Genomic DNA, 22,564 nt, shown 5'->3' with positions numbered 1-22,564 from the left:
TCTCCAGTGAGTGAGTGGGGGACGGTCATGTTAACGCAAATACAAACATTCTGCTCAGGCAGCTTCGTCTTCGGGCTGGGTGACCGCGCGTTCGATGTCGGTTCGCCGCAACTCAGGCGCAAACTGCTGGATGAATTCATAGGCATAGCGGCGCAGGTAGACGCCGCGGCGCACCGCGAGGCGGGTGGTGTTCACCGCGAACAGGTGCGACGCTTCCACCGCGCGCAGGCCGCGGTCGCGCCCATGATCGAAGGCCATCGAGGCCACGATGCCCACGCCCAGGCCAAGCGAGACATACTGCTTGATCACGTCCGAGTCCATCGCGGTGAGCACGATGTCGGGGCGCAGGCCGGCTTGCGCGAAGGCGTCGTCCAGGTGGCCACGGCCGGTGAAGCCGACGTCGTAGGTGATCAGCGGGTACTCGGCCAGGTCCTGCAGGCGGATCGGCGAGTGGCCCAGCAGCGGGTGCCCGTCCGGGACCACGATGGCGTGGCTCCAGCGGTAGCACGGGAAGGACACCAGGTCGGCGAAGGTGGACAGGCCTTCGGTGGCGATGCCGATGTCCGCCTTGCCCGACAGGACCCACTGCGCGATGTGTTCCGGCGCGCTTTGCTGGAGCGCGATGCGCACGTTCGGAAACAGCTGGCGGAACTGCTGCACCACTTTCGGCAGCGCGTAGCGCGCCTGCGTGTGGGTGGCGGCGATGGTGAGCGTGCCGCTGTCCTGCCCCGCGTATTCGCGGCTGGCGTGCTGCAGGTTCTCGGCTTCCACCAGCAGGCGGTCGATGATCTTCAGGATGCCCTTGCCCGGCTCCGTCATTCCGGTCAGGCGCTTGCCATTGCGCTCGAAGATGACCACGCCCAGTTCGTCCTCCAGCTCACGGATCTGGCGGGAGACGCCCGGCTGGGAGGTGAACAGCGCGTTGGCGACCTCGGTCAGGTTGTAGTTGCGGCGCGCGGCTTCGCGCACGGAGCGCAGCTGCTGGAAATTCATATCGAGGCTCCCTGGTCGACAAACACCTGCGAACGTTTTGGACGGACCAGGAGCGTCTCGCCTTCCTTGAGCGCCAGCTGGCCGTAGCGCTCCGTGGGGATCACCGCTTCCACGATGCTGCCGTCGTCGGCCCGTTCCAGGTCCAGCTGGGCCAGGGGACCGATGGCGTGGGCGCGGCGCAGGCGCACCACAACCCCGTCCGCGCCTTCGGGAGCGGTGTCCACACGCTCCACATGCAGGTCGTGCGGACGCACATAGGCCGCGCCTTCGCGCCCGTGGAACACGTTGACGTTGCCGAGGAAGCTGTAGACGAACGGCGAAGCCGGGTCGTTGTAGACCGCTTCCGGCGCGCCCACCTGCTCCACGCGGCCGTGGTTCATCAGCACCACCTGGTCGGCCACTTCCAGTGCCTCTTCCTGGTCGTGGGTGACGAAGATGGAGGTGACGTGCAGCTCGTCGTGCAGGCGGCGCAGCCAGCGGCGCAGCTCCTTGCGCACCTTGGCATCGAGCGCGCCAAAGGGTTCGTCCAGCAGCAGCACGCGCGGCTCCACCGCCAGTGCGCGCGCGAGGGCAATGCGCTGGCGCTGGCCGCCCGAAAGCTGGGGCGGATAGCGGTCGGCCAGCCAGTCCAGCTGCACCAGCTCCAGCAGCTCCTTCACTTTGGTGCGGATCTGTGCCTCGGACGGGCGCTGGGAACGCGGCTTGACGCGCAGTCCGAAGGCCACGTTCTCGAACACCGTCATGTGCTTGAACAGCGCGTAGTGCTGGAACACGAAGCCGACCTGGCGCTCGCGCACGTGGCGGCCGGAGGCATCCTCGCCATCGAGCAGCACCTGGCCCGCGTCCGGGTGTTCCAGGCCCGCGATACAGCGCAGCAGCGTGGTCTTGCCGCAGCCGGAGGGGCCGAGCAGCGCGGTCAGCTCGCCCTGCGGGAAGGCCAGCGAGACGTCGTCCAGCGCGGCGAAATCGCCAAAGTGCTTGCTGATGTTTTTCACTTCGATGGTCATGCGTGTTCTCCCAGCGGCCGCGCGGACTCGCGCAGGCGCCATTCGACTAAGGACTTCACGGCCAGGGTCACCAGCGCCAGCAGCGCCAGCAGCGAGGCCACGGCGAAAGCGGCCGCGAAGTTGTATTCGTTGTAGAGGATCTCCACCTGCAGCGGGATGGTGTTGGTCTCGCCGCGGATGTGGCCCGAGACCACGGACACCGCACCGAATTCACCCATCGCCCGCGCGTTGCACAGGATGACGCCATACAGCAGGCCCCATTTGATGTTGGGGAGCGTCACGCGGCGGAAGGTCTGCCAGCCGGACGCGCCCAGCACGAGCGCGGCCTGCTCTTCTTCCGTGCCCTGCGCCTGCATCAGTGGAATCAGCTCGCGCGCCACAAAGGGGAAAGTCACGAAGATCGTGGCCAGCACCATGCCCGGCACCGCGAACAGGATCTTGATGTCGTGCTCCTGCAGCCAGGGGCCGAGCCAGCCCTGGGCGCCGAACAGCAGCACGTAGATCAGGCCCGAGATCACCGGCGAGACCGAGAACGGCAGGTCGATCAGGGTGAGGAGGATGCTCTTGCCCCTGAAATCGAACTTGGCGATGCACCAGGACGCGGCCACGCCGAACAGGAGGTTCAGCGGGACGGCGATGCCAGCGGTGATGAGGGTGAGCTTGATGGCGGCGATGGCATCGTCCTCGCGCACGGCTTCGGCGTAAGTGTCCCAGCCCTTGCGCAGCGCTTCCGCGAACACCGCGGCCAGCGGCACGAACAGGAAGACCGTGAGGAACAGCAGGGCGACGATGGTCAGCGTCCAGCGCAACCATTGTGGTTCCAGCGGTTGCGCGGCCGAAGCCAGCTCGCCGCGGCGCGGGCCCGGAATGGAGGCCGGATTCATAGGCCCCCCGCCCGTTTGCGCGCCCAGGCCTGCAGCAGGTTGATGGCCAGGAGCAGGAGGAAGGAGACGATCAGCATCACCACCGCGATCGCCGTGGCGCCCGCGTAGTCGTACTGTTCCAGCTTGGTGATGATGAAGAGCGGCGTGATCTCGGAGACCATCGGCATGTTCCCGGCGATGAAGATGACCGAGCCATATTCGCCGGTGGCGCGCGCGAAGGCCAGTGCGAAGCCGGTCAGCAGCGAGGGCAGTACGGTCGGGAACACAACGCGCGCAAACACCTGCCACGCGTTGGCACCAAGGCTGGCCGCGGCTTCCTCCAGTTCGCGCTCAGCTTCCTCCAGCACCGGCTGCACCGTGCGCACCACGAACGGCAGGCCGATGAAGGTCAGTGCGATCACCACGCCGAGCGGGGTGAAGGCGACCTTGAGACCGAGTTTGGCTTCCAGGATGCGGCCGAACCAGCCGTTGGCGGAGTACAGCGCGGTGAGCGTGATGCCGGCGACGGCGGTGGGCAGCGCGAACGGCAGGTCGACCAGCGCGTCGATGATGCGTTTGCCCGGAAAGCGGTAGCGCACCAGCACCCAGGCGGTGATGCCGCCGAAGACCACGTTGATGGCGGCGCCGATCAGGGAGGCCCCGAAGGTCAGCTTGTAGGAAGCGACCACGCGCGGCGAGGTGACGGCGGCGTAGAACGCGTCCCAGGTCAAGGTCGCGGTCTTGAGGAACACGGCAGAGAGCGGGATCAGGACGATCAGGCTCAAGTACACCACTGTGAACCCGAGGGACAGCCCGAAGCCCGGCAGCACGCGGCGCTGGACGCGCGGTGCCGCGGACGCCAGCAAAGGGGATGCAAGGACGGCGGACATGGTTCGCTTATTACCAATTCAAATATCGAAAGGGGAGTTTGCGCCCGTCGTGTAATAAAGAAAACGATTACTTTCTCATTTGCTTAGTTGATCCTCGTCTTAAGTCGGCGTACAGTTTCCAAACAAATAACAACGAGGGAGGAGACACCATGTATCGCACCGCGCCGTTCTGGTTTGGCCTGGCATGTCTGGTGGCCGTCGCCGGCTTCTATCCGACGTATCTGTCGCGCTTGTCGGAGGCCAGCCTCAGTCGCCATGTCCACGGCAGCATCGCCGCCGTGTGGCTGATGGTCCTGCTCCTGCAGGCCTGGTTCATGCGCCAGCGGCATATCACCGCCCACCGGGCGCTGGGCCGGGCCACGCTGGCGATCGTGCCCCTGTTCCTGTTCTCGGGCGCGCTGGTGGTGCACGACATGCTGAGTGAAACCAGCCGTGGCTTCGTGCAAGCGTTCGGCAACCGGCTGGCTTTTCTGGACGTGACCTCGATGGCCTACTTTGCGTGGACCTATGGCATGGCCCTCCGGCACCGGCGCGAGGTCCAGCTGCATGCGCGCTACATGGCATCGACGGTCGTGTTGCTGCTGCCGCCCGCGCTCGCCCGCGCCACCAACATCTACCTGCAGCTCCCGGCCTTCGAGACCGGGCTCCACCTGAGCTACGCCATCACCGAACTGGCGGTCGCGGCACTGCTGTTCGATGATTTCCGCAAAGGGGGCCTGCGCCGGCCGTATGTGATCCTGATGGTGTTCACGCTGTTCCAGCACGCGAGCTTCGTGCTGTCGCCGTCGTGGGCGTGGTGGCAGGCGATCTGTCGCGGGATAGGCGCGCTGTGAGCGCCACCGCATAACGCTGGCCGAAAGTCCAGTCGCCCAGGTTGGAAGCGGAATTGATGTGGCCGAGCGGCCCGGCGTCGACGAACTCGGCGCCCCAGAGTTGAGCCCAGGCGCTGGCGCGCGCGATGTCCATCCAGGGGTCGTCGGTGCTGGCGATGAGGATGCTCGGCACCGGCAGCGGGTGGCGCGGCAGCAGGCCGGCCACGCCGAACTTGTCGGGGTCGGCCGGGGCCACCAGCAGCAGTCCAGCCACGCCGCCAGGCCGCGCCGCGACGCTGCGCACCGCCGCCAGACAGCCAAAGCTGTGCGCGAGGATCAAGGTCGGGCGCGGGTCGTCGGCCCGCACCTCGTCCACCCGCCCCGTCCAGCGCGGCAGGTCTGGCGCGGACCAGTCATCCTGGACGATGCGCCGGGCCTGGGGAAGCAACCGTTCCCAGTGCGACTGCCAATGGCCGGGCCCGCTACTGTGGAGTCCAGGCGCGATCAGGATGCGGTAGGGCTGGAGTGCTTCGAGCATAGGACTTAGCGAGGCTGGTAGATCTGGTCGAACACGCCGCCATCGGCGAAGTGCGTCTTCTGCGCGGTGGCCCAGTCACCGGCCACGTCCTTGATGTTGAAGAGCTTCACGTTCGGGAACTGGGCGGCGTATTTCTTCGCTTCCTTTTCCACGGCCGGGCGGTACCAGTTCCTGGCGATGATCTCCTGCGCGGCATCAGTGTAGAGGAAGTTCAGGTAGGCCTCCGCCACCTTGCGGGTGCCGTGCCTGTCGACGACCTTGTCGACCACGGCGACCGGGGGCTCGGCCAGGATGGAGACGGACGGGGCGACGATCTCGACCTTGTCCGGCCCCAGTTCCTTGATTGCCAGGAAGGCTTCGTTTTCCCAGGCGATCAGCACGTCGCCAATGCCGCGCTCGACAAAGGTGGTGGTGGCGCCGCGCGCGCCGGAGTCCAGCACCGGCACGTTCTTGTACAGCTTGGACAGGAACTCGCGGGCCCGGGCGTCGTTGCCACCCGGCTGGCGCAGGGCGTAGCCATAGGCGGCCAGGTGGTTCCAGCGGGCGCCGCCGGACGTCTTCGGGTTCGGGGTGATCACGGCGATGCCGGGCCTGACCAGGTCGTTCCAGTCCTTGATGCGCTTGGGATTGCCCTTGCGCACCAGGAACACGATGGTCGAGCTGTACGGCGTGCTGTTGTGGGCCAGGCGTTTTTGCCAGTCCTTGCTGAGCAGGCCTTTCTGGGCAACTTCGTCAATGTCCCAGGCCAGGCCGAGAGTGACCACGTCGGCGTCCAGGCCGTCGATCACCGCGCGGGCCTGCTTGCCCGAGCCGCCGTGGGACTGCTTGATCTTGACGGTGTCGCCGGTCCTGGCCTTCCAGTCCTTGGCGAAGGCGGCATTGATGTCCTGGTAGAGCTCGCGCGTCGGGTCGTACGAGACGTTGAGCAGATTGATGTCGGCAGCCGAGGCGGCCAGGGAGGCGGTGGCGAGCAGGAGCGCGGCAAATGGTTTCGACAGCATATTGTTTTCCTTGAAGGCACGTGAACAACGATGCGTTGAGATTAGCCGCGTCCCTTATGAATGGAAACGAAGATATTCGAGCGCTCTTATGCTGGCCGCGCATAAGATTTTGGTATATTCTCTGACTCAAGTCAGACAATACGTTGAGGAGCGGGACCGTGGATACAAACGCATTGCAACAAGTTCGCCGCTTCAACCGCACCGTCACCCAGCGTATCGGCGCTCTCAGCAGCAGCTACCTGGACAGCGGGCGGCCGCTGGCGGAGGCCCGGCTGCTCTTCGAGATCGGTCGCGAGGGCGCCACCGTGCGCGCTCTGCGCGGCCGGCTCGGTCTCGACTCTGGCTACCTGAGCCGGTTGCTCCGGGTGCTGGAATCGGACGGGCTGGTGGAAACCGGCCGCGCGGCCGGGGACGCCCGGGTGCGGCGCGTCGAGTTGACGGCGCGCGGACTGACGGAATGGGAACGCCTGGACGGCCGCTCGCAGGACCTCGCGGCCACCCTGCTGGCGCCGCTGGCGCCGTCCCAGCGGCAGCGTCTGCTCGATGCCATGACGGTGGTGGAACGCTTCATGCGGGCGGCAGCAGTCGAGATCGCGTGTGTGGACCCGGCCGGGGCCGAGGCCCGGGCCTGCCTGGACGCCTATCTGGCCGAGCTGAACGCCCGGTTTGAGGGCGGCTTCGATCCGGCGCGGAGCGTGTCCGCCGCACCGGACGAACTGGTCCCGCCGCGCGGCTGGTTCCTGCTGGCCCGTCTCGACGGCGAGCCGGCCGGGTGTGGCGCTCTCAAGCGTCTTGATGGCGGTGTTGGCGAGCTGAAACGGATGTGGGTAGCGCCCGCAGCGCGTGGACTCGGCGTGGCGCAACGCCTGCTGGACGCCCTGGAGGCGCAGGCGGTGTCAGCCGGGGTGACGGTACTGCGGCTGGACACCAACCGCACGCTGGCCGAGGCGCAGCGGCTGTACCTGCGCAATGGCTACGCCGAGATTGCCGCCTACAACGACAACCCGTATGCGGACCACTGGTTCGAGAAGCGGCTCAGTAGAAACGGTTGACCAGCACGGTGGCCCAGGTCAACGCGGCGATGATGAAGGCGAGCATGACGGCGGCGCTGCCGAGGTCCTTGGCGCGCTTGGAGAGCGGGTGGCGCTCCAGCGAGATGCGGTCGACGATGGCTTCGATCGCGGAATTGATCAGCTCGACGATTAGCACGAACAGCAGCGCCACGATCAGCACCAGCTTTTCGAACGGCGAAATGGCCAGCCCCAGCGCCACCACCGTGCCGATCACGACCACCACCAGTTCCTGCCGGAAGGCATGTTCGTGCAGCCAGGCGGCTTTGAAGCCGTCCAGGGAGTACGACATGGCCGAAAAGATCCGGCGCAGGCCGCTTTTGCTCTTGAATTCGCTGATCGGGTGGTCCATTCGCTTGGTATCAAATCGTCATGCAACACGCCATTATGCCCTTCAATCGGGCGGGATTGCTCAAGGTTTTCACAATATGGTATAAAGAAAGCTCGACATCGTGCAGCGCACCAACCACATCATGAAAATCGAAGCCCTTGAACCGCAGAAGACCTCGATCCAGGTGATCGAGCGGATGGTTGCTTTGCTGGACGCGCTGGCGTCCTACACCGATCCGGTGAGTCTCAAGGAGCTGTCGAAAGTGTCCGGCCTGCATCCCTCAACGGCGCACCGTATCCTCAACGACATGGTGCTGACGCGCTTCGTGGACCGGGTCGAGCCCGGCACCTATCGGCTGGGGATGCGCTTGCTGGAACTGGGGAATGTGGTCAAGTCGCGCCTCTCGGTGCGCGAGGCGGCGGTGGATTTCATGCGTGCACTGCACAAGAAGACGCAGCAGACGGTGAATTTGTCGGTGCGCCAGGGCGACGAGATCGTCTACATCGACCGCGCGTTCTCCGAGCGCTCCGGGATGCAGGTGGTGCGCGCGATCGGCGGGCGCGGGCCGCTGCACCTGACCTCCACGGGTAAGCTGTTCCTGTCGGTGGACGAGCCCAAGGCCATCCGCGCCTACGCGACGCGCACCGGCCTTGCTGGCCACAACAAGAATTCGATCACCGATCTGGGCCGCCTCGAGCGCGAGCTGAGCCTGGTGCGCGCGCGCGGGTATGCGCGCGACAACGAGGAGCTGGAGCTGGGCGTGCGCTGCATGGCGGCCGGCATCCACGACGACTCCGGCAAGCTGGTGGCCGGCCTGTCGATCTCCGCCCCCGCCGACCGGCTGCAGGAAGACTGGCTGGAAGACCTGGTCAACACCGCCACGCAGATCTCCGCCACCCTCGGCTACCGCCCCGGCCTTGCCATCGACGGCAAGCGCGGCTAACGCCCTTCCCCGTCCTCGCCGGGATCGCCCCGCTGTTTCCCCACGCCCACGCAAGTCGCATTCCCCGCTACCGGGGTCAGGCCTGTTTTTGATTTTCCGCAAACCCCTGCAGGGCGCGCCGTCGGCGCGGGAACCGGGTGCCAGACCCCGGTAGCGTCAGGCGCGACTTTGTGGCGGCATCTGCTACCGGGGTCTGGCCTGTTTTTGATTTTCCGCAAACGCCTGCAGGGCGCGGCTTCGGCGCGGGAACTCGGGGTCAGACCCCGGTAGGGGAACTCGGGGTCAGACCCCGGTAGCGTCAGGTGCGACTTTGTAGCGGCATCTGCTACCGGGGTCTGGCCTGTTTTTGTTTTCCGCAAACGCCTGCGGGGCGCGGCTTCGCGGCGGGAACTTGGGGTCAGACCCCGGTAGCGTCAGACGCGACTTTGTAGCGGCATCTGCTACCGGGGTCTGGCCTCTTTTTGATTCGACGCAAACGCCTGCAGGGTGCGGCTTCGGCGCGGGAACCTGGGGTCGGAGCCGGGTAGCGGAAAGTGCGACGAAGGAGTGGCAGCGGCTTCCGGAACCGGGCATTGTTTGCGGCGGCGCGAGCGGGCCACGGATGAAGCAGCGGGTGGGGTAGCGGGCGTCCCCGGTGGCGGGAGGCGCTGCCGGGGGAGGAACACTCAGGACCCGCCGAGCGGCGGGGCGGCAGTGGCAGTGACGGGAACAGCGGCGGCGGTCGGCACCGTCGGGCGCAGCGCTTCGAGCCACTTGCGCATCCGGCCGGCATCGGCGGTGCGCGACAGCTTGCCCTTGGAGTCGAGGAACACCATGATCACGTTGCGACCGGCGATCGCCGCCTGCATCATCAGGCAACGTCCGGCTTCATTGATGAACCCGGTCTTCTGCAGACCGATATTCCAGTCCGGCAGGCTCACCAGATAATTCGTGTTCCCGAACTGCATCGGCGTCTTGCCCGCGTAGACCACAGCCTTCGGGTCGGTCGAGTACTCGCGCAGCAGCGGTTCCTGGTGCGCCGCCATGGCCAGCTTGGCCAGGTCGCGCGCGCTGGCGACGTTCCGGCTGGACAGGCCATTGGTGTCCACGTAATGCGTGTCGGTCATGCCCAGCTCGCGTGCCTTGGCGTTCATGGCGTCCACGAAGGCCGCGCGGCCGCCCGGATAGTTGCGGCCCAGTGCGGACGCTGCGCGATTTTCCGAACTCATCAGCGCAATATGCAGCAGGTTCCCGCGCGTCATGCGGGTGCCCACGCGCAGGCGCGAACTGCTGAACTTTTCGCGGTCGACGTCGTCCTCGGTGATGGTCAGGACTTCATCCATGTCCTGGCGCGCCTGCACCACAACCAGCCCGGTCATCATCTTGGTGATGGACGCGATCGGCAGCGCCACATTGGCGTTCTTTTCGAACAGCACTTCGGAGCTGGCCTCGTCCAGCACGAAAGCCACGGACGACTTCAGGTCCAGCGGATCGCGGGTGAGGTTCAGCCCCGCCAGGTCGCCCATGCTCATGGCCGGGGGTGCGGCGCGCACGGTGGCGGCGCGCTCGTAGACCACCCTGCGGCGGCCCTTGACCGTGATCACCCGGCGCACCAGGCGCTCGCGGGTCTCGATCACGACGGGGGCGGCGGATTTCTTGCGAAGCCGTAGCTTGCGGGCCTGCTTGACCGGTTTGACGGCCTCGGCCGCCTCCTGGGCGTGCACGGTCTGGACCGGGGCGGCCGCCATCAACATGACGGACGCGAACACCAGGGCGGCGGGAGCGAACTTGAACATCGGACATCCTCGAAGCGGCGAAACGTCGGGCAATTTGTCTTGCGGTAACGCAAATTGCTCCCGGAAAGTTTACCTCATCCGTCGCCCAAATATACCGTTACTCGACAAATTTCACGAACTCTGCCAACTGTGCGCGTTGCGTAATCAGCGAGTTTTCCACCTTGGCATGATCGGCGTAGCCCAGCGCCATGCCGCACACGACCATCTCGTTCTCTGGCAAACCGAGCTGTTGCTGGATAATGCGGTGGAAGGGGGTGAACGCCGCCTGCGGGCAGGTGTCCAGCCCGCGGCCGCGCGCCGCCACCATGATGTTCTCCAGGAACATGCCATAGTCGAGCCAGGAGCCCTGCTCCAAGATCCGGTCGATGGTGAAGATCAGACCGACCGGGGCGTCGAAGAAACGGTAGTTGCGCCCGTGCTGATGGTGCATGCCGGCCTTGTTCTCGCGTGTGATGCCGAGCAGGCCGTACAGGTCCCAGCCGACCTTGCGGCGCCGCTCGATGTAGGGCGAGGTCCACTGGCGCGGATAGTACGCGTACTCCTCCGTGTGCTGGCGGGCCGCGTCCGGGTCGTCGTGCGCCTGCAGGATGGCGGCCGACAGCTGCTCCTTGCGCGCGCCGGTCAGCACGTACACCTTCCATGGCTGGATGTTGGTGCCGGACGGCGCCCGCGCGGCCACCTCCAGGATCTTTTCGATGTCTTCGCGCTCCACCGGTGTCGGCAGGAAGGCGCGGATCGAGCGGCGCGAGGTGATGGCCGCGTCGACGTGTTCTTGCTGGGTACTGGTAATCATCTGGATCCTATTTTTTGACAACGCACACGACGCCCGCCACCGCCAGCGCCATCCCGCCCGCGCTCAGCCAGGTGAAGGCTTCGCCGAACAGCAGCCAGGCCATCAGCGCGGTGGTCGGCGGCGTCAGGTAGAGCAGACTGGTCACTTCGGTGGCCTGGCTGCTGCGGATCAGGCGGAACAGCAGGAACAGCGCCCCGATCGACAGCGCCAACACCGACCACAGCAGCGAAGCCGTGAAGGAACCCGTCCATTGTACGTGCGACAAGCGCCAGTCCATGCCCTCCCGCACGATAGCCAGCGGCACCAGCACCGCCAGCGTGGCCAGGAACTGCACCACGGTGCCGGTCCGCAGGTCGAACGAGGGGCAATAGCGGCGCTGGTACATGGTCCCGGCCGTGATCGACACCAGCGCGAACCCGCACCAGGCCAGCGCGGCGGACGACACGCCGGCCAGCGTGACCTTGCTGTACACCACCAGCCCCACCCCCGCCAGCCCGAACAGCAGTCCCAGCCACTGGCGCGGGCGCACCTGCTCGCCGATCAGCGGGGCCAGCACCGCCGTCAGGATCGGCTGCATGCCCACGATCAGGGCTGTCACCCCGGCCGGCATGCCCAGCTTGATGGCGCTCCATACCCCGCCCAGGTATCCGGCCTGGAGCAGCAAACCGGCCACCGCCAGCCGCCCCGGCCGCGCCGGCCACGGCGCGCGCAGTGCCAGCACCAGCGGCAGTAGCACCAGGACCACGCCGCCGCAGCGCAGCACCAGGAACGTCAGCGGCGGCGCATACGGCAGGCCGAATTTCGCCACGATAAAGCCCGTGCTCCACAGCACCACAAAGAACACAGCCACCGGGGACAGGACAGAATTTCGCGCCGCAACAGGATTGATCAGAGTTTTGTTTGACATACATCAACGACGGAGCGCGCTGAAGAGGGAACCATGGCAGTCTAGCACGGTCGTTCCACTGATGCCTGGGGCCAAGCATTCCTCATGGAAATCAATAAGTTAGCGCTGAACAACACCATTTTGTGCAGCGCACAAAAAGTGCTTGACTTGCCTCACCACAGCGATAGAATGCGAGGTGTTGCGTTGCACAATTCCTGTAACCGAAATTCCGTTTCCTGATTGGAGAACTACATGTTTGCAATTCCCGAGCAGTTTTCGAATGCGACGAAGGCCAGTTTCGACACCCAGTTCGCCATCCTGTCCTCGCTGACGAACACCACCTTCCAGGGCGTGGAAAAGCTGGTCGACCTGCACCTGACCGCGGCCAAGGCCACGCTGGAAGAGTCGTCGGCCGCCGCGCGCCAACTGCTGTCGGCCAAGGACCCGCAAGAGTTCTTCTCGCTGACCGCCGCCCAGGCCCAGCCGAACGCCGAGAAGGCCCTGTCGTACGGCCGCCAGGTGGCTTCGATCGCCGCCGGCACCCAGGCTGAACTGACCAAGACCGCCGAAGGCGCGATCGCCGAGACCAACCGCAAGGTGGTCCAGCTGATCGACGACGTGACCAAGAACGCGCCGGCCGGCACCGAGAACTTCGTGGCCGCCGTCAAGGCCTCGATCAGCAATGCCAACGCCGGCTACGAGCAGTTCGCCCGCACCACCAAGCAGGCCATCGAAGCGTTTGAATCGAACGTCTCGACCGCGGTGAACCAGTTCGCGCAAGCGACCCAGAAAGCTGCCGAGGCAGCGCCCAAAGCAGCTCCGAAGAAGTAATCCCCTCGGCGGAGCCGACCTGAAACCAGCGCCCCGGCGCTGGTTTTTTTTCGCCCGCGCAACCGGGGTCAGGCCCCAGCTCTGGCAGCCGGGGCCTGACCCCCAGAGGACCCCCGGGGCCTGACCCCGTACTGTTTAACGATCGCTGCAAGGTCCCGCGGTTGCGGGCTCCCGGCCGGATCAGAACGGCTGCGAAACGTGACACAACCGCTTTGAAAAAAACGCCGGGGTCAGGCCCCCTCTATGAGAGGCAGGCCTGACCCCGGCGTTGACGCAGATCAGAGGTCAGCCGGCCTCTTCTTCACCCAGGTAGGCGGCGCGCACGCGCGGGTCGTGCAGCATGTCGGCGGCGGCGCCGCTCATGATGATGGCGCCGGAGTCCATCACGTAGCCGCGGTGCGCGGCTTCCAGCGCCAGCTTGGCGTTCTGCTCCACCAGCAGGATCGTGATGCCCTGCTGCGACACAGTGCGAATCACGTCGAAGATCTTCTCGACCATGATCGGCGAGAGCCCCATCGACGGTTCGTCCAGCAGCAGCAGGGTCGGATGGCACATCAGCGCACGCGCCATCGCCAGCATCTGCTGCTCGCCGCCGGACAGGGTGCCCGCCAGCTGCGCGGAACGCTCCTTCAGGCGCGGGAACACGCCGTACCACTTGTCGATGTCGGCATCGATGCCCGCCTTGTCGTCGCGCGTGTAGGCGCCCATCAGCAGGTTCTCGTGGATGGTCATGCGGGTGAACACGCCGCGGCCTTCCGGCACCATCGCGAGCTTCTTCTGCACCAGCTGGAACGACTTGGCGTTTTTCAGGGGCTGGCCGAGATACGCGATCGCGCCCTCCACCGAGCCGCCGGGCAGCGTCCCGGTGATGGCCTTCAGCGTGGTGGTCTTGCCCGCGCCGTTGGCACCGATCAGGGTCACCAGCTCGCCCTGGCGCACCTCCAGGTCGATACCCTTGACGGCCTTGATGCCGCCGTAGGCCACCTTCATGCCTTCGATCTTCAGGACGGTTTCGCTGTTCATGCTCGTCATGCTCATATCAGTGGGCGCCTCCGAGATAGGCCTCGATCACCGCGGGGTTCTTCTGGATCTCCGCGGGCAGGCCCTCGGCGATCGGCTTGCCGTATTCGAGCACGGTGATGCGGTCGCACAGGCCCATCATCAGCTTCACATCGTGCTCGATCAGCAGCACGGTGCGGCCCTCGGCCTTGATCTTCACGAGCAGCTCGCGCAGCGCCAGCTTCTCGGTCGCGTTCATGCCGGCCGCCGGTTCGTCCAGCGCCAGCAGCTTCGGATCGGTGGCCAGCGCGCGCGCGATCTCGAGGCGGCGCTGGTCGCCGTACGACAGGAACTTGGCGGTGCGCTTGGCAAACTGGCCGATCCCCACGAAGTCCAGCAGCTCCTGCGCGCGGCGGCGGATCGCGGTCTCTTCGTCACGTGCGGCCTTGTGGCGGAAGATGGCGCCGAGCACGCCCTGCTTGGTGCGCACATGGCGCCCCACCATCACGTTCTCCAGCGCGGTCATCTCGCCGAACAGGCGGATGTTCTGGAAAGTGCGCGCGATGCCGGCCTTCGCCACCTCGTGCGGCGCGGACGGCGAATACGGCTTGCCGTCCAACTCAAAGGTGCCGGTGTCCGGCTGGTACAGGCCCGTGATCACGTTGAAGAAGGTGGTCTTGCCCGCGCCGTTCGGGCCAATCAGCCCGTAGATCTGGCCCTTCTCGATGCGGATGCCCACTTCGGTCAGCGCCTGCAGGCCGCCGAAGCGCTTGTTCACGCCCGCGATATTCAGCAGCAGTTGGTCACTCTTGTCACTCATGATTCGTCCTCACGCGGTGCGCGCGCCGGATTCGGCGGCGACGTCGCGGTTGTCCTCATTCCGGTCGTTGTCCGGGCGGTCCTCATGCTTGGGCGCGGGCCACAGGCCAGCCGGACGATTGAGCATGATGACGACCATGGCCAGGCCGTACAGCAGCTGGCGCAGCACCTCGGCTTCGATCAGCACCTTGCCAAAGAGGGTCATCTGCACCGGCTCCACCACGTGGCGCAGCAGCTCCGGCAAACCGGCCAGCAGCACGCCGCCCAGGATCACGCCAGGAATGTGGCCGATGCCGCCCAGGACCACCATCGCCAGCACGGCAATCGATTCCATCAGCGAGAACGACTCGGGCGAGACGAAGCCCTGGAAGGCGCCGAACATGGCCCCCGCAACACCGCCGAACGAGGCGCCCATCGAGAACGCCAGCAGCTTGACGTTGCGGGTGTTGATGCCCATGGCCTTGGCCGCGATCTCGTCCTCGCGGATCGCGACCCAGGCGCGGCCGAGGCGCGAGTGCTGCAGGCGCGAGGTGATGAAGACGATCGCGATGCACAGCACCAGGAACAGGTAGTAGTAGGCGTTCACCGACGGCATGGCGTGGCCGAACACGGAGACCATGCCGCCCGAGCCCTCCTCGCCCGCCAGCGACACGCCAAAGATGCGGATCGGGTCGATCAGGTTGATGCCCTGGGGGCCATTGGTCAGGTTGATCGGCTCATTCAGGTTATTCATGAAGATGCGGATGATCTCCCCGAAGCCGAGCGTCACGATGGCGAGGTAGTCGCCGCGCAGCTTCAGCGTCGGTGCGCCGAGCAGCGCGCCGAAGAAGGCCGCCACCAGCGCCGCCAGCGGCACGATCCACCACACCGAGAGGTGGATGCCGTTCTGCTGGATCTCCGGCCCCATCACGCTGATCAGCCATTCGCCCAGGCCCGGATGGGTGTTGACGACCGACTCGATCACCGCCGCGAACTGGGGCGAGGCAAACAGCCCGGCGAGGTAGGCGCCGACCGCGAAGAAGGCGATGTAGCCCAGGTCCAGCAGGCCCGCGAAGCCGACCACGATGTTGAGGCCCAGCGCCAGCATGATGTACAGCAGCGCCATGTCGAGGATGCGCACCCACGAATTCCCGTACTGGGACGCGAAGAAGGGAAACGCCAGCAGCAGCACCAGCAAAATCGCAATGCTGGTCCAGGCCTTGCCCTTGTCGCGCTGGACGTCGAAGGAGATGAGAGACATTTCGGGGATCTCCTGAAATTACGCGCGGTCCGCCACGCGCTCGCCCATGATGCCGGACGGACGGATGGTCAGCACCACGATCAGCACGATGAAGGCGAAGATGTCGACATAGTTCGAGCCGAGGAAGCCGCCCGTCAGGTCGCCGATGTAGCCGGCGCCGAAGCTCTCGATCAGGCCCAGTACCAGGCCGCCGATCATGGCGCCGTAGATATTCCCGATGCCGCCCAGGACCGCGGCGGAGAAGGCCTTCAGGCCAGGCAGGAAGCCCATCGCGAACTGCACCGAGGAATACACGGCGCCCCACATCACGCCCGCCACCGCAGCCAGCGCCGCGCCGATGGCGAAGGTAGCGACGATCACGCGGTTGGAGTCGATGCCCATCAGGCCCGCGACGCGCGGGTTCTCGGCGGTGGCGCGCATGGCGCGGCCCATCTTGGTTTTCTCGACCAGGAACACAAGGGCCAGCATGGAGCCGGCGGCCAGTACCAGCAGCAGGATCTGGGTCTGCGAGATCACCGCGCCGCCGACCGGCACCGGGTCGCTGGAGAGCAGCTGCGGGAACGGCAGCGGGCTGCGGCCCCAGATCATCATGGCGAACGTCTGCAGCAGGATCGAGACCCCGATCGCGGTGATCAAAGGCGCCAGCCGGGGCGCATTGCGGAGGCGCCGGTAGGCCACCCGCTCGATGATGATATTGACGATCATGCAGACCGGGATCGCGCCGATGATCGCGATGCCCAGCTTGGCGAAGCCCGGCAGGTCCGGCGCCACCTGCCCCAGCAGGTTGAGGATCGACAGGCCGACCATGGCGCCGATCATCAGCACGTCGCCGTGGGCAAAGTTGATCAGGTTGAGGACGCCGTACACCATCGTGTACCCGAGCGCGACCAGTGCGTACATGCTGCCCAGCACCAGCCCGTTGATGAGTTGTTGGATAAAGGTATCCATGCTTCCTGCTGTGAGTACTGTGAGTAAGACCTAACAAAAACGGCACCCGGGATCGCTCCCGCAGTGCCGCTCATGGACTACGCCGGATCCCGCCCCGTTTGGCGGGATGAATGCATCAATTCCGAGCGCAGCAATAATAACGATGTTTTGGAAAAACTAATATCGGAAAGTGGAAATCCGCCCAAATAATCTTTGCTTATGACTGACGGCAATATTACCAATATCACGCCGCCGCCGGCTTGGCGCCCCCGTCCAGGCCCTTGGGCAGCGGGAAGGTCACGTGCTCTTCCACGCCCTCCAGGGTACGCACGCTGGCCGCACCCAGCTGCTTCAGACGGTCGATCACGGCGTTGACCAGCACTTCCGGGGCCGAGGCGCCGGCGGTGACGCCAATGCGCTTGTAGCCGTCCAGCCATTCCGGCTTGATCTGGCCGGCGTTATCGACCATGTAGGCGGGCGTGCCCATCTTTTCGGCGACTTCGCGCAGGCGGTTCGAGTTGGAGCTGTTGGGGCTGCCCACCACGATCACCACTTCCACCTGTGGCGCCATGAACTTCACCGCTTCCTGGCGGTTGGTGGTGGCGTAGCAGATGTCGCCCTTCTTCGGCTCGATGATGTTCGGGTAGCGGGCCTTCAGCGCGGCGATGATGTCGGCGGTGTCGTCCACGGACAGGGTGGTTTGCGAGACGTAGGCGACCGCGTCCGGGTTGGCGACGTTCAGCCTGGCGACGTCCTCGACCGTTTCCACCAGGTGCATGCCGGCGTCGGCCTGGCCCATAGTGCCCTCCACTTCCGGGTGGCCGTCGTGGCCGATCATCACGATCTCGCAGCCCTGCTTGCGCATCTTGGCGACTTCAACGTGCACCTTGGTCACCAGCGGGCAGGTCGCGTCGAAGATCGACAGGCCGCGCGCCTCGGCTTCGGCGCGCACGGCTTTCGATACGCCGTGGGCCGAGAACACCAGCGTGTTGCCGGCCGGGACGTCGTCCAATTCCTCGATGAAGATGGCGCCCTTGGCGCGCAGATCTTCCACCACGTAGGCGTTGTGGACGATCTCGTGGCGCACGTAGATGGGCGCGCCAAACTGCTGCAGGGCGCGCTCGACGATCTCAATGGCGCGATCCACGCCGGCACAGAAGCCGCGCGGCTGGGCGAGGAGGATTTCGTTGTTCATGTCTGTGGCCTGGTTACAGAACGGAGATGAGCTTGACTTCGAACAGCAGCGGCTGCCCCGCCAGCGGATGGTTGAAGTCGAACACGGCGGCATCGTCGCGCAGTTCGCGCAGGATGCCGGCGAAGCGGCCACCGCCGGGGGCGGCAAAATCGACCAGGTCGCCGATCGCGTAGCCGGCGTCGGGGGCCGAGTTTTCGTCCAAAGTCGCCCGGGACACGGCCTGGATCAAGTCCGGGTTGCGCGGACCGAACCCTTGCTCGGCGCTGAGCTCAAAGGTCTGGTGCGTGCCTTCGGGCAGGCCGAGCAGCACCTGTTCCAGCGACGGGGCCAGCTGGCCCTGGCCGAGCATCAGGGTGGCCGGGTTGCCGGTGAAGGTTGTGACGATGTCCGTCCCGTCCAGGCTGGCGAGGCGGTAATGCAGGGTCAGATAGGACGATGCGGTGACGACGTTGGACATTGCGTTGTGGGCCAAAAATGCTGCGGATCAAAGGCGATATTGTATTCCACTGGGGGCAAGCATGGGGATTGCTGATTGGCCGGAAGAGCTGCGTCCGCGCGAGCGCCTGCTGGCGCAGGGGCCGCAGGTGCTGACCGATGCGGAGCTGCTGGCGGTGTTCCTGCGGGTCGGGATACCGGGGCGGGACGCGGTGGCGCTGGGACGGGATATCCTGCAACAGTTCGGCTCGCTGAGCGCGCTGTTTGCGGCGCCGCGGGCCGCATTCTGCGAGGTCAAGGGGCTGGGGCCGGCCAAGTTCGCCCAGCTGCGGGCGGTGATGGAGCTGGCGCAGCGGGCCATCGCCGCAGAATTGCAGACGGGCGAGGTGCTGACGTCGCCGGACATGGTCAAGCGCTATCTGCAACTGCGGCTGGGGCGGCAGCCGCATGAGGCCTTCCACGTGCTGTTCCTGGATGTGAAGAACCGCCTGCTGGCCTGCGAGGAAATGTTTCGAGGGACCTTGACGCACACGTCGGTGTACCCGCGCGAGGTGGTCAAGGCCGCACTCGGCCACAATGCGGCCAGCGTCATGCTGGCCCACAACCACCCGTCGGGTTCGCCGGAGCCCAGCGAGTCCGACCTGCTGCTCACGCGCGCGCTGATGCAGGCGCTGTCGCTGGTCGATGTGCGCATCCTGGACCACTTTGTGGTGGCCGGGCCACACGTGCATTCCTTCGCGGAGCACGGGCAAATCTGAGCTTTAATAGAGCGGAAACACTGTGTCTTCAAGCTCTTCGGCAATTGTGAATTTTTCACGAGGCAGGTTTAACTATTTTTTTCCGCAAGTGATTGATAATCCGACGGTTTTCGCGCTATACTCTCGTTTTTCCAAATTCTGGATTATCTAAGGAGTGCGCTATGGCACGTGTTTGCCAAGTAACTGGCAAGGGTCCGATGGTTGGCAACAACGTCTCCCACGCTAACAACAAAACCAAACGCCGTTTCCTGCCGAACCTGCAGAACCGTCGTATCTTCGTTGAATCCGAGAACCGCTGGGTGTCCCTGCGCGTGTCGAACGCTGGTCTGCGCGTGATCGACAAACTCGGCATCGACGCTGTGCTCGCTGACATGCGTGCGCGCGGCGAAAAAATCTAATTAGGGAGTCACGAACATGGCAAAAACTGGCCGCGACAAGATCAAGCTGGAGTCGACCGCAGGTACTGGTCACTTCTACACCACGACCAAGAACAAGCGCACCATGCCGGGCAAGATGGAAATCATCAAGTTCGACCCGAAGGCACGCAAGCACGTGACCTACAAAGAGACCAAGATCAAGTAATCGATCCGCTCTCTATGCAGAAGCCGCCCGCGAGGCGGCTTTTTTTATTTCCTGGCCCCCAGCAAAAGTAGCGCCCACCGCTACCGGGGTCTGACCCCAGGTTCCCAGACCGAAGAATCCTCCTCCCGGCCCTTGAGGAATCTCAAAACCAAGCCAGACCCCGGTATCAAAAACGGCCGAATTTAATACCGGGGTCAGGCACCGGGTTCCCGGGCCGAAGGATCCAGCTGGGGGAGGTTGAGGAATCTCAAAAACAGGCCTGACCCCGGTGGCGGAAAGCGATACCGTTGTTGTTGGGACGTAAAAAAACGGCTCCGGGGAGCCGCTTGATGTTTCAGCGCGGAAGGTCAGGCGTAGCTGCGCAGGCGCAGGGAGAATTCCTGCAGGGACTTGATGCCCGACGCTTCGGCACGCACGCACCAGTCTTGCAGCTGGTGCAGCAGCTGGTCGCGCGTCAGGTGGGAACGCTCCCACATCACGCCCAGCTCCACGCGCATCTGGTGCATCGTCTCCAGCGCCTTGGAGTGCTTGAAGAGCTCGGACAGCTGCTGTTTCTGCTCGCCTTCCAGCTTGGCCGGGTCGCGCTTGAGCAGCTTGCGCGAGGACTTCAGGAAGCGTGCCTCCAGCTTGGCTTTTTCCTTCAAGTGCTCGACTTCGTCATGCCACGCCGTCTTGACCGACTTGGCGTACTTGGCCATCACGTCGTAGCGGTTGGCGATGATCGACTGCAGCGTGTCGAAGTCCGCCACCACCTTGGCCTTGTCGAAAGCGGGCTTCGGAATCGTCTTCTTCACCTTGGCCAGGCCGACCATCTCCATCATGCGGATATACATCCAGCCGATGTCGAACTCGTACCACTTGCTCGACAGCTTGGCCGAGGTCGCAAAGGTGTGGTGGTTGTTGTGCAGCTCTTCGCCGCCGATGATGATGCCCCACGGCAGAACGTTGCGCGACGCGTCCACGCAGTCGTAGTTGCGGTAGCCCCAGTAGTGGCCGATGCCGTTGATGATGCCGGCCGCGGTGATCGGGATCCACAGCATCTGCACGGCCCACACGGTGATGCCGAGCGCGCCAAACAGCAGCACGTCCAGGATCAGCATGACCGCCACGCCCTGCCAGCTGTACTTGCTGTACAGCTTGTGCTCGATCCAGTCGTCCGGGGTGCCGTGGCCGTACTTGGCCATGGTTTCTTCATTCTTGCACTCGGCACGGTACAGCTCGGCCCCTTCGAACAGCACCTTGCGGATACCGCGCGTTTGCGGGCTGTGCGGATCTTCCTCGGTCTCGCACTTGGCGTGGTGCTTGCGGTGGATCGCCGCCCACTGCTTGGTCACCTGCCCCGTCGTGAGCCACAGCCACAGCCGGAAGAAATGGCTGGCGATCGGATGCAGGTCCAGCGCGCGGTGCGCCTGATGGCGATGCAGGAAGATGGTCACGCTGGCGATCGTGACGTGCGTGAGAGCCAAAGTCACCAGAACGATCTGCCAGGCCGCCAGGTTCAGCAACCCGGTGTTCAGGAAATCGAGGACGGCGTTCAAAACGGTCATTAATTACTGCTCCATAGAATTGCGGATTGCCGCACGCCACGAAAAACCGTACCAGCGACAGCATCACATTCTACGCGTTTACACCGTCCGGCGGCACGAATGTCACCAATGATTTCACTTATTCCGAGGGCGAGGCTTGGCGAGGACGCATCATTTCGGCGGCAAACTCGCTCTCCACCCAGCGAATGTCCTGCGCCGCGCGCGGAAGCTTAACTCCTTGATCTTGCAGGACTTTCCAGATTCTCATGTTGGCCTCGGACAACACGCCGCCGCTGCCGTTCTGCGGATCGGAGATCCACATCCCCACGTCGAGCTCGAAACCGGTGGCGCCGATCCGTAACAATGAGGCGCCCGGGGCCGGCTCGTCCAGCACGCGTGGGATGCCGCGGCAGGCGTCGGCCAGCAACGGCAGCAGAGTCCGCACATCGGTCTCGAACGCCACTGTGATCTGGGTCGCAACGCGCTGGGTCGGCGAGGACAGCGAAAAATTCTGCACCGCGCCCGAGATCAGCATCTCGTTAGGGAGCACGGCCTCAGTCCCGTCCAGCGCCTGCAGCACCGTGTAGCGCGTGTTGATCTGGGTGACCTTGCCGGTGTACTTGTCGACCGCGATCATGTCGCCGATCTTGAGGCTGCGCTCCAGCAGGATCACGAAGCCGGACACATAGTTACTGGCAATCTTCTGCAAGCCGAGACCGAGGCCCACGCCCAGCGCACCGCCGAACACGGACAAGACCGTGAGGTCGATGCCCACCATGCGCAGGCTGGCCAGCACCGCCACCACGATCAGCAGCGCCCGGCTCACCCGCGCCAGCACCACCCGCGCCGACAGGTTCAGCGCATCCAGGCGCATCAGCCGGTCGTCCAGCGCCTTGCCGGCCCACATGGCCAGGATCAGCAGCACCGCCACCGAGGCCACTGCCTTCAGGATGGTCAGCAGCTCGACATCGTTCTTCGGCCCCAGCGGCACGGTCGTGTGTGTGAGGTAGTGCTCGACGTCCGGCCACAGCCCGGTGATGTACAGCGCCACCGCCAGCCACACCAGCAGCGCGAACACGCGCTCGAAGGTGACGATCGCCGCGCCCACCTGCCCCGCGCGCGCGAACACGCGGCGCAGCAGGAAGAACGCAATCCGGATCAGGGCAAAGGAGGAGGCCAGCGCGACAGCGAGGCGCAGCAGGTTCACGTGCATCACGGACGCCAGGCCGTAGCGCGCGGCGGTGAGAAAGCCCAGCACCAATAGCGGCCCGAGCACGCGCGGCAGACCGGCCACGCCGAAGCCCAGCGCCTGCGCCTGCGAGGCGCGCGCCCGCGTCGCCAGCGCCGAGC

25 protein-coding genes are annotated in these 22,564 nt (G+C 65.1%); 7 read left to right on the top strand and 18 right to left on the bottom strand.

Annotation, left to right across the window (positions count from 1 at the left end):
• Positions 1-54: 54 nt before the first annotated feature.
• From E4L96_RS20330 to cysT, 4 genes are read right to left on the bottom strand one after another with little or no spacing between them, the layout of a single operon-like run.
• Positions 55-993 carry a CysB family HTH-type transcriptional regulator gene (locus tag E4L96_RS20330; protein WP_135209041.1) on the bottom strand — a complete coding sequence of 313 codons (939 nt, stop codon included), beginning with the start codon at positions 991-993 and terminating at the stop codon, positions 55-57.
• Positions 990-2,000, bottom strand: coding sequence for a sulfate/molybdate ABC transporter ATP-binding protein (locus E4L96_RS20325; protein WP_135209040.1), 1,011 nt, complete (start codon positions 1,998-2,000; stop codon positions 990-992). The genes E4L96_RS20330 and E4L96_RS20325 overlap by 4 nt, the downstream gene beginning before the upstream one ends.
• Positions 1,997-2,884: a sulfate ABC transporter permease subunit CysW gene (cysW, locus tag E4L96_RS20320; RefSeq protein ID WP_135209039.1), complete on the bottom strand. Its 888-nt coding sequence runs from the start codon at positions 2,882-2,884 to the stop codon at positions 1,997-1,999. The genes E4L96_RS20325 and cysW overlap by 4 nt, the downstream gene beginning before the upstream one ends.
• Entirely contained in the window at positions 2,881-3,753 is an 873-nt protein-coding gene (cysT, locus tag E4L96_RS20315) for a sulfate ABC transporter permease subunit CysT (RefSeq protein WP_135209038.1), read from the bottom strand. Before cysT ends, cysW begins: the two co-directional genes overlap by 4 nt.
• 149 nt (positions 3,754-3,902) lie before the next feature.
• On the opposite strand from cysT, the gene E4L96_RS20310 reads away from it, so the two are divergent.
• Complete coding sequence (locus E4L96_RS20310) at positions 3,903-4,586, top strand: hypothetical protein (protein WP_135209037.1); 684 nt, start codon at positions 3,903-3,905, stop codon at positions 4,584-4,586.
• Here E4L96_RS20310 and E4L96_RS20305 read toward each other — a convergent pair.
• Together E4L96_RS20305 and E4L96_RS20300 are read right to left on the bottom strand one after the other, a co-directional pair.
• Positions 4,501-5,103 carry an RBBP9/YdeN family alpha/beta hydrolase gene (locus E4L96_RS20305; RefSeq protein ID WP_135209036.1) on the bottom strand — a complete coding sequence of 201 codons (603 nt, stop codon included), beginning with the start codon at positions 5,101-5,103 and terminating at the stop codon, positions 4,501-4,503. The two genes, E4L96_RS20310 and E4L96_RS20305, sit on opposite strands and share 86 nt — an antisense overlap.
• 5 nt (positions 5,104-5,108) lie before the next feature.
• The gene (locus E4L96_RS20300; RefSeq protein WP_135209035.1) at positions 5,109-6,104 is read right to left on the bottom strand and encodes a sulfate ABC transporter substrate-binding protein; all 996 of its coding nucleotides are present in this window, start codon (positions 6,102-6,104) and stop codon (positions 5,109-5,111) included.
• Positions 6,105-6,262: 158 nt separating this feature from the next.
• Here E4L96_RS20300 and E4L96_RS20295 point away from each other — a divergent pair, with 158 nt between their 5' ends.
• Positions 6,263-7,156, top strand: a complete 894-nt coding sequence (locus E4L96_RS20295; RefSeq protein WP_135209034.1) for a helix-turn-helix domain-containing GNAT family N-acetyltransferase — start codon at positions 6,263-6,265, stop codon at positions 7,154-7,156.
• Here the strand turns inward: E4L96_RS20295 and E4L96_RS20290 are convergent.
• Positions 7,140-7,526, bottom strand: coding sequence for a diacylglycerol kinase (locus E4L96_RS20290; protein WP_135209033.1), 387 nt, complete (start codon positions 7,524-7,526; stop codon positions 7,140-7,142). The two genes, E4L96_RS20295 and E4L96_RS20290, sit on opposite strands and share 17 nt — an antisense overlap.
• Before the next feature lie 121 nt (positions 7,527-7,647).
• Between E4L96_RS20290 and E4L96_RS20285 the strand changes: the two genes are divergently transcribed.
• A complete protein-coding gene (locus E4L96_RS20285) occupies positions 7,648-8,448 on the top strand; it encodes an IclR family transcriptional regulator (RefSeq protein ID WP_135209032.1) in 801 nt (266 codons plus the stop codon).
• Between the two features lie 665 nt (positions 8,449-9,113).
• Here E4L96_RS20285 and E4L96_RS20280 read toward each other — a convergent pair.
• From E4L96_RS20280 to E4L96_RS20270, 3 genes are all read right to left on the bottom strand, one after another.
• On the bottom strand, positions 9,114-10,223 hold the full coding sequence (locus E4L96_RS20280) for a serine hydrolase (RefSeq protein WP_135209031.1): 1,110 nt from the start codon (positions 10,221-10,223) through the stop codon (positions 9,114-9,116).
• Between the two features lie 97 nt (positions 10,224-10,320).
• Complete coding sequence (locus E4L96_RS20275) at positions 10,321-11,016, bottom strand: nitroreductase (RefSeq protein WP_135209030.1); 696 nt, start codon at positions 11,014-11,016, stop codon at positions 10,321-10,323.
• Between the two features lie 7 nt (positions 11,017-11,023).
• Positions 11,024-11,923 carry a DMT family transporter gene (locus tag E4L96_RS20270; RefSeq protein ID WP_135209029.1) on the bottom strand — a complete coding sequence of 300 codons (900 nt, stop codon included), beginning with the start codon at positions 11,921-11,923 and terminating at the stop codon, positions 11,024-11,026.
• A gap of 231 nt (positions 11,924-12,154) precedes the next feature.
• Here E4L96_RS20270 and phaP point away from each other — a divergent pair, with 231 nt between their 5' ends.
• Positions 12,155-12,733, top strand: coding sequence for a TIGR01841 family phasin (phaP, locus tag E4L96_RS20265; protein ID WP_135209028.1), 579 nt, complete (start codon positions 12,155-12,157; stop codon positions 12,731-12,733).
• A 285-nt stretch (positions 12,734-13,018) separates the two neighbouring features.
• On the opposite strand, the gene E4L96_RS20260 is transcribed toward phaP, so the two are convergent.
• The 6 genes from E4L96_RS20260 to E4L96_RS20235 form a co-directional block, all read right to left on the bottom strand.
• Entirely contained in the window at positions 13,019-13,765 is a 747-nt protein-coding gene (locus tag E4L96_RS20260) for an ABC transporter ATP-binding protein (RefSeq protein WP_229414654.1), read from the bottom strand.
• Between the two features lie 7 nt (positions 13,766-13,772).
• Positions 13,773-14,552 carry an ABC transporter ATP-binding protein gene (locus E4L96_RS20255; protein ID WP_135209027.1) on the bottom strand — a complete coding sequence of 260 codons (780 nt, stop codon included), beginning with the start codon at positions 14,550-14,552 and terminating at the stop codon, positions 13,773-13,775.
• Between the two features lie 9 nt (positions 14,553-14,561).
• The gene (locus E4L96_RS20250; RefSeq protein WP_135209026.1) at positions 14,562-15,791 is read right to left on the bottom strand and encodes an ABC transporter permease subunit; all 1,230 of its coding nucleotides are present in this window, start codon (positions 15,789-15,791) and stop codon (positions 14,562-14,564) included.
• An 18-nt stretch (positions 15,792-15,809) separates the two neighbouring features.
• Complete coding sequence (locus tag E4L96_RS20245) at positions 15,810-16,739, bottom strand: branched-chain amino acid ABC transporter permease (RefSeq protein ID WP_135209025.1); 930 nt, start codon at positions 16,737-16,739, stop codon at positions 15,810-15,812.
• 223 nt (positions 16,740-16,962) lie between these two features.
• Positions 16,963-17,913, bottom strand: coding sequence for a 4-hydroxy-3-methylbut-2-enyl diphosphate reductase (ispH, locus tag E4L96_RS20240; RefSeq protein ID WP_135209024.1), 951 nt, complete (start codon positions 17,911-17,913; stop codon positions 16,963-16,965).
• A 13-nt stretch (positions 17,914-17,926) separates the two neighbouring features.
• A complete protein-coding gene (locus E4L96_RS20235; RefSeq protein ID WP_135209079.1) occupies positions 17,927-18,370 on the bottom strand; it encodes an FKBP-type peptidyl-prolyl cis-trans isomerase in 444 nt (147 codons plus the stop codon).
• A gap of 61 nt (positions 18,371-18,431) precedes the next feature.
• On the opposite strand from E4L96_RS20235, the gene radC reads away from it, so the two are divergent.
• The 3 genes from radC (at position 18,432) to rpmG (ending at position 19,688) form a co-directional block, all read left to right on the top strand.
• On the top strand, positions 18,432-19,106 hold the full coding sequence (gene radC / locus E4L96_RS20230) for a RadC family protein (protein WP_135209023.1): 675 nt from the start codon (positions 18,432-18,434) through the stop codon (positions 19,104-19,106).
• A gap of 161 nt (positions 19,107-19,267) precedes the next feature.
• Complete coding sequence (gene rpmB, locus E4L96_RS20225) at positions 19,268-19,504, top strand: 50S ribosomal protein L28 (protein WP_091657194.1); 237 nt, start codon at positions 19,268-19,270, stop codon at positions 19,502-19,504.
• Positions 19,505-19,520: 16 nt separating this feature from the next.
• The gene (gene rpmG, locus E4L96_RS20220; protein WP_135209022.1) at positions 19,521-19,688 is read left to right on the top strand and encodes a 50S ribosomal protein L33; all 168 of its coding nucleotides are present in this window, start codon (positions 19,521-19,523) and stop codon (positions 19,686-19,688) included.
• Between the two features lie 347 nt (positions 19,689-20,035).
• Here rpmG and E4L96_RS20215 read toward each other — a convergent pair whose 3' ends face one another.
• Both E4L96_RS20215 and E4L96_RS20210 read right to left on the bottom strand, forming a co-directional pair.
• Positions 20,036-21,235: a DesA family fatty acid desaturase gene (locus tag E4L96_RS20215; protein WP_135209021.1), complete on the bottom strand. Its 1,200-nt coding sequence runs from the start codon at positions 21,233-21,235 to the stop codon at positions 20,036-20,038.
• 118 nt (positions 21,236-21,353) lie between these two features.
• On the bottom strand, positions 21,354-22,564 hold a 1,211-nt coding region (locus E4L96_RS20210), incomplete at its 5' end, for a mechanosensitive ion channel family protein (RefSeq protein WP_135209020.1).

Origin of the sequence: Zemynaea arenosa (assembly GCF_004614185.1) — a bacterium.
In the GTDB taxonomy this organism is placed as follows: Bacteria; Pseudomonadota; Gammaproteobacteria; order Burkholderiales; family Burkholderiaceae_D; genus Telluria; species Telluria arenosa.
This window is presented reverse-complemented; position numbering and strand designations above follow the sequence as displayed.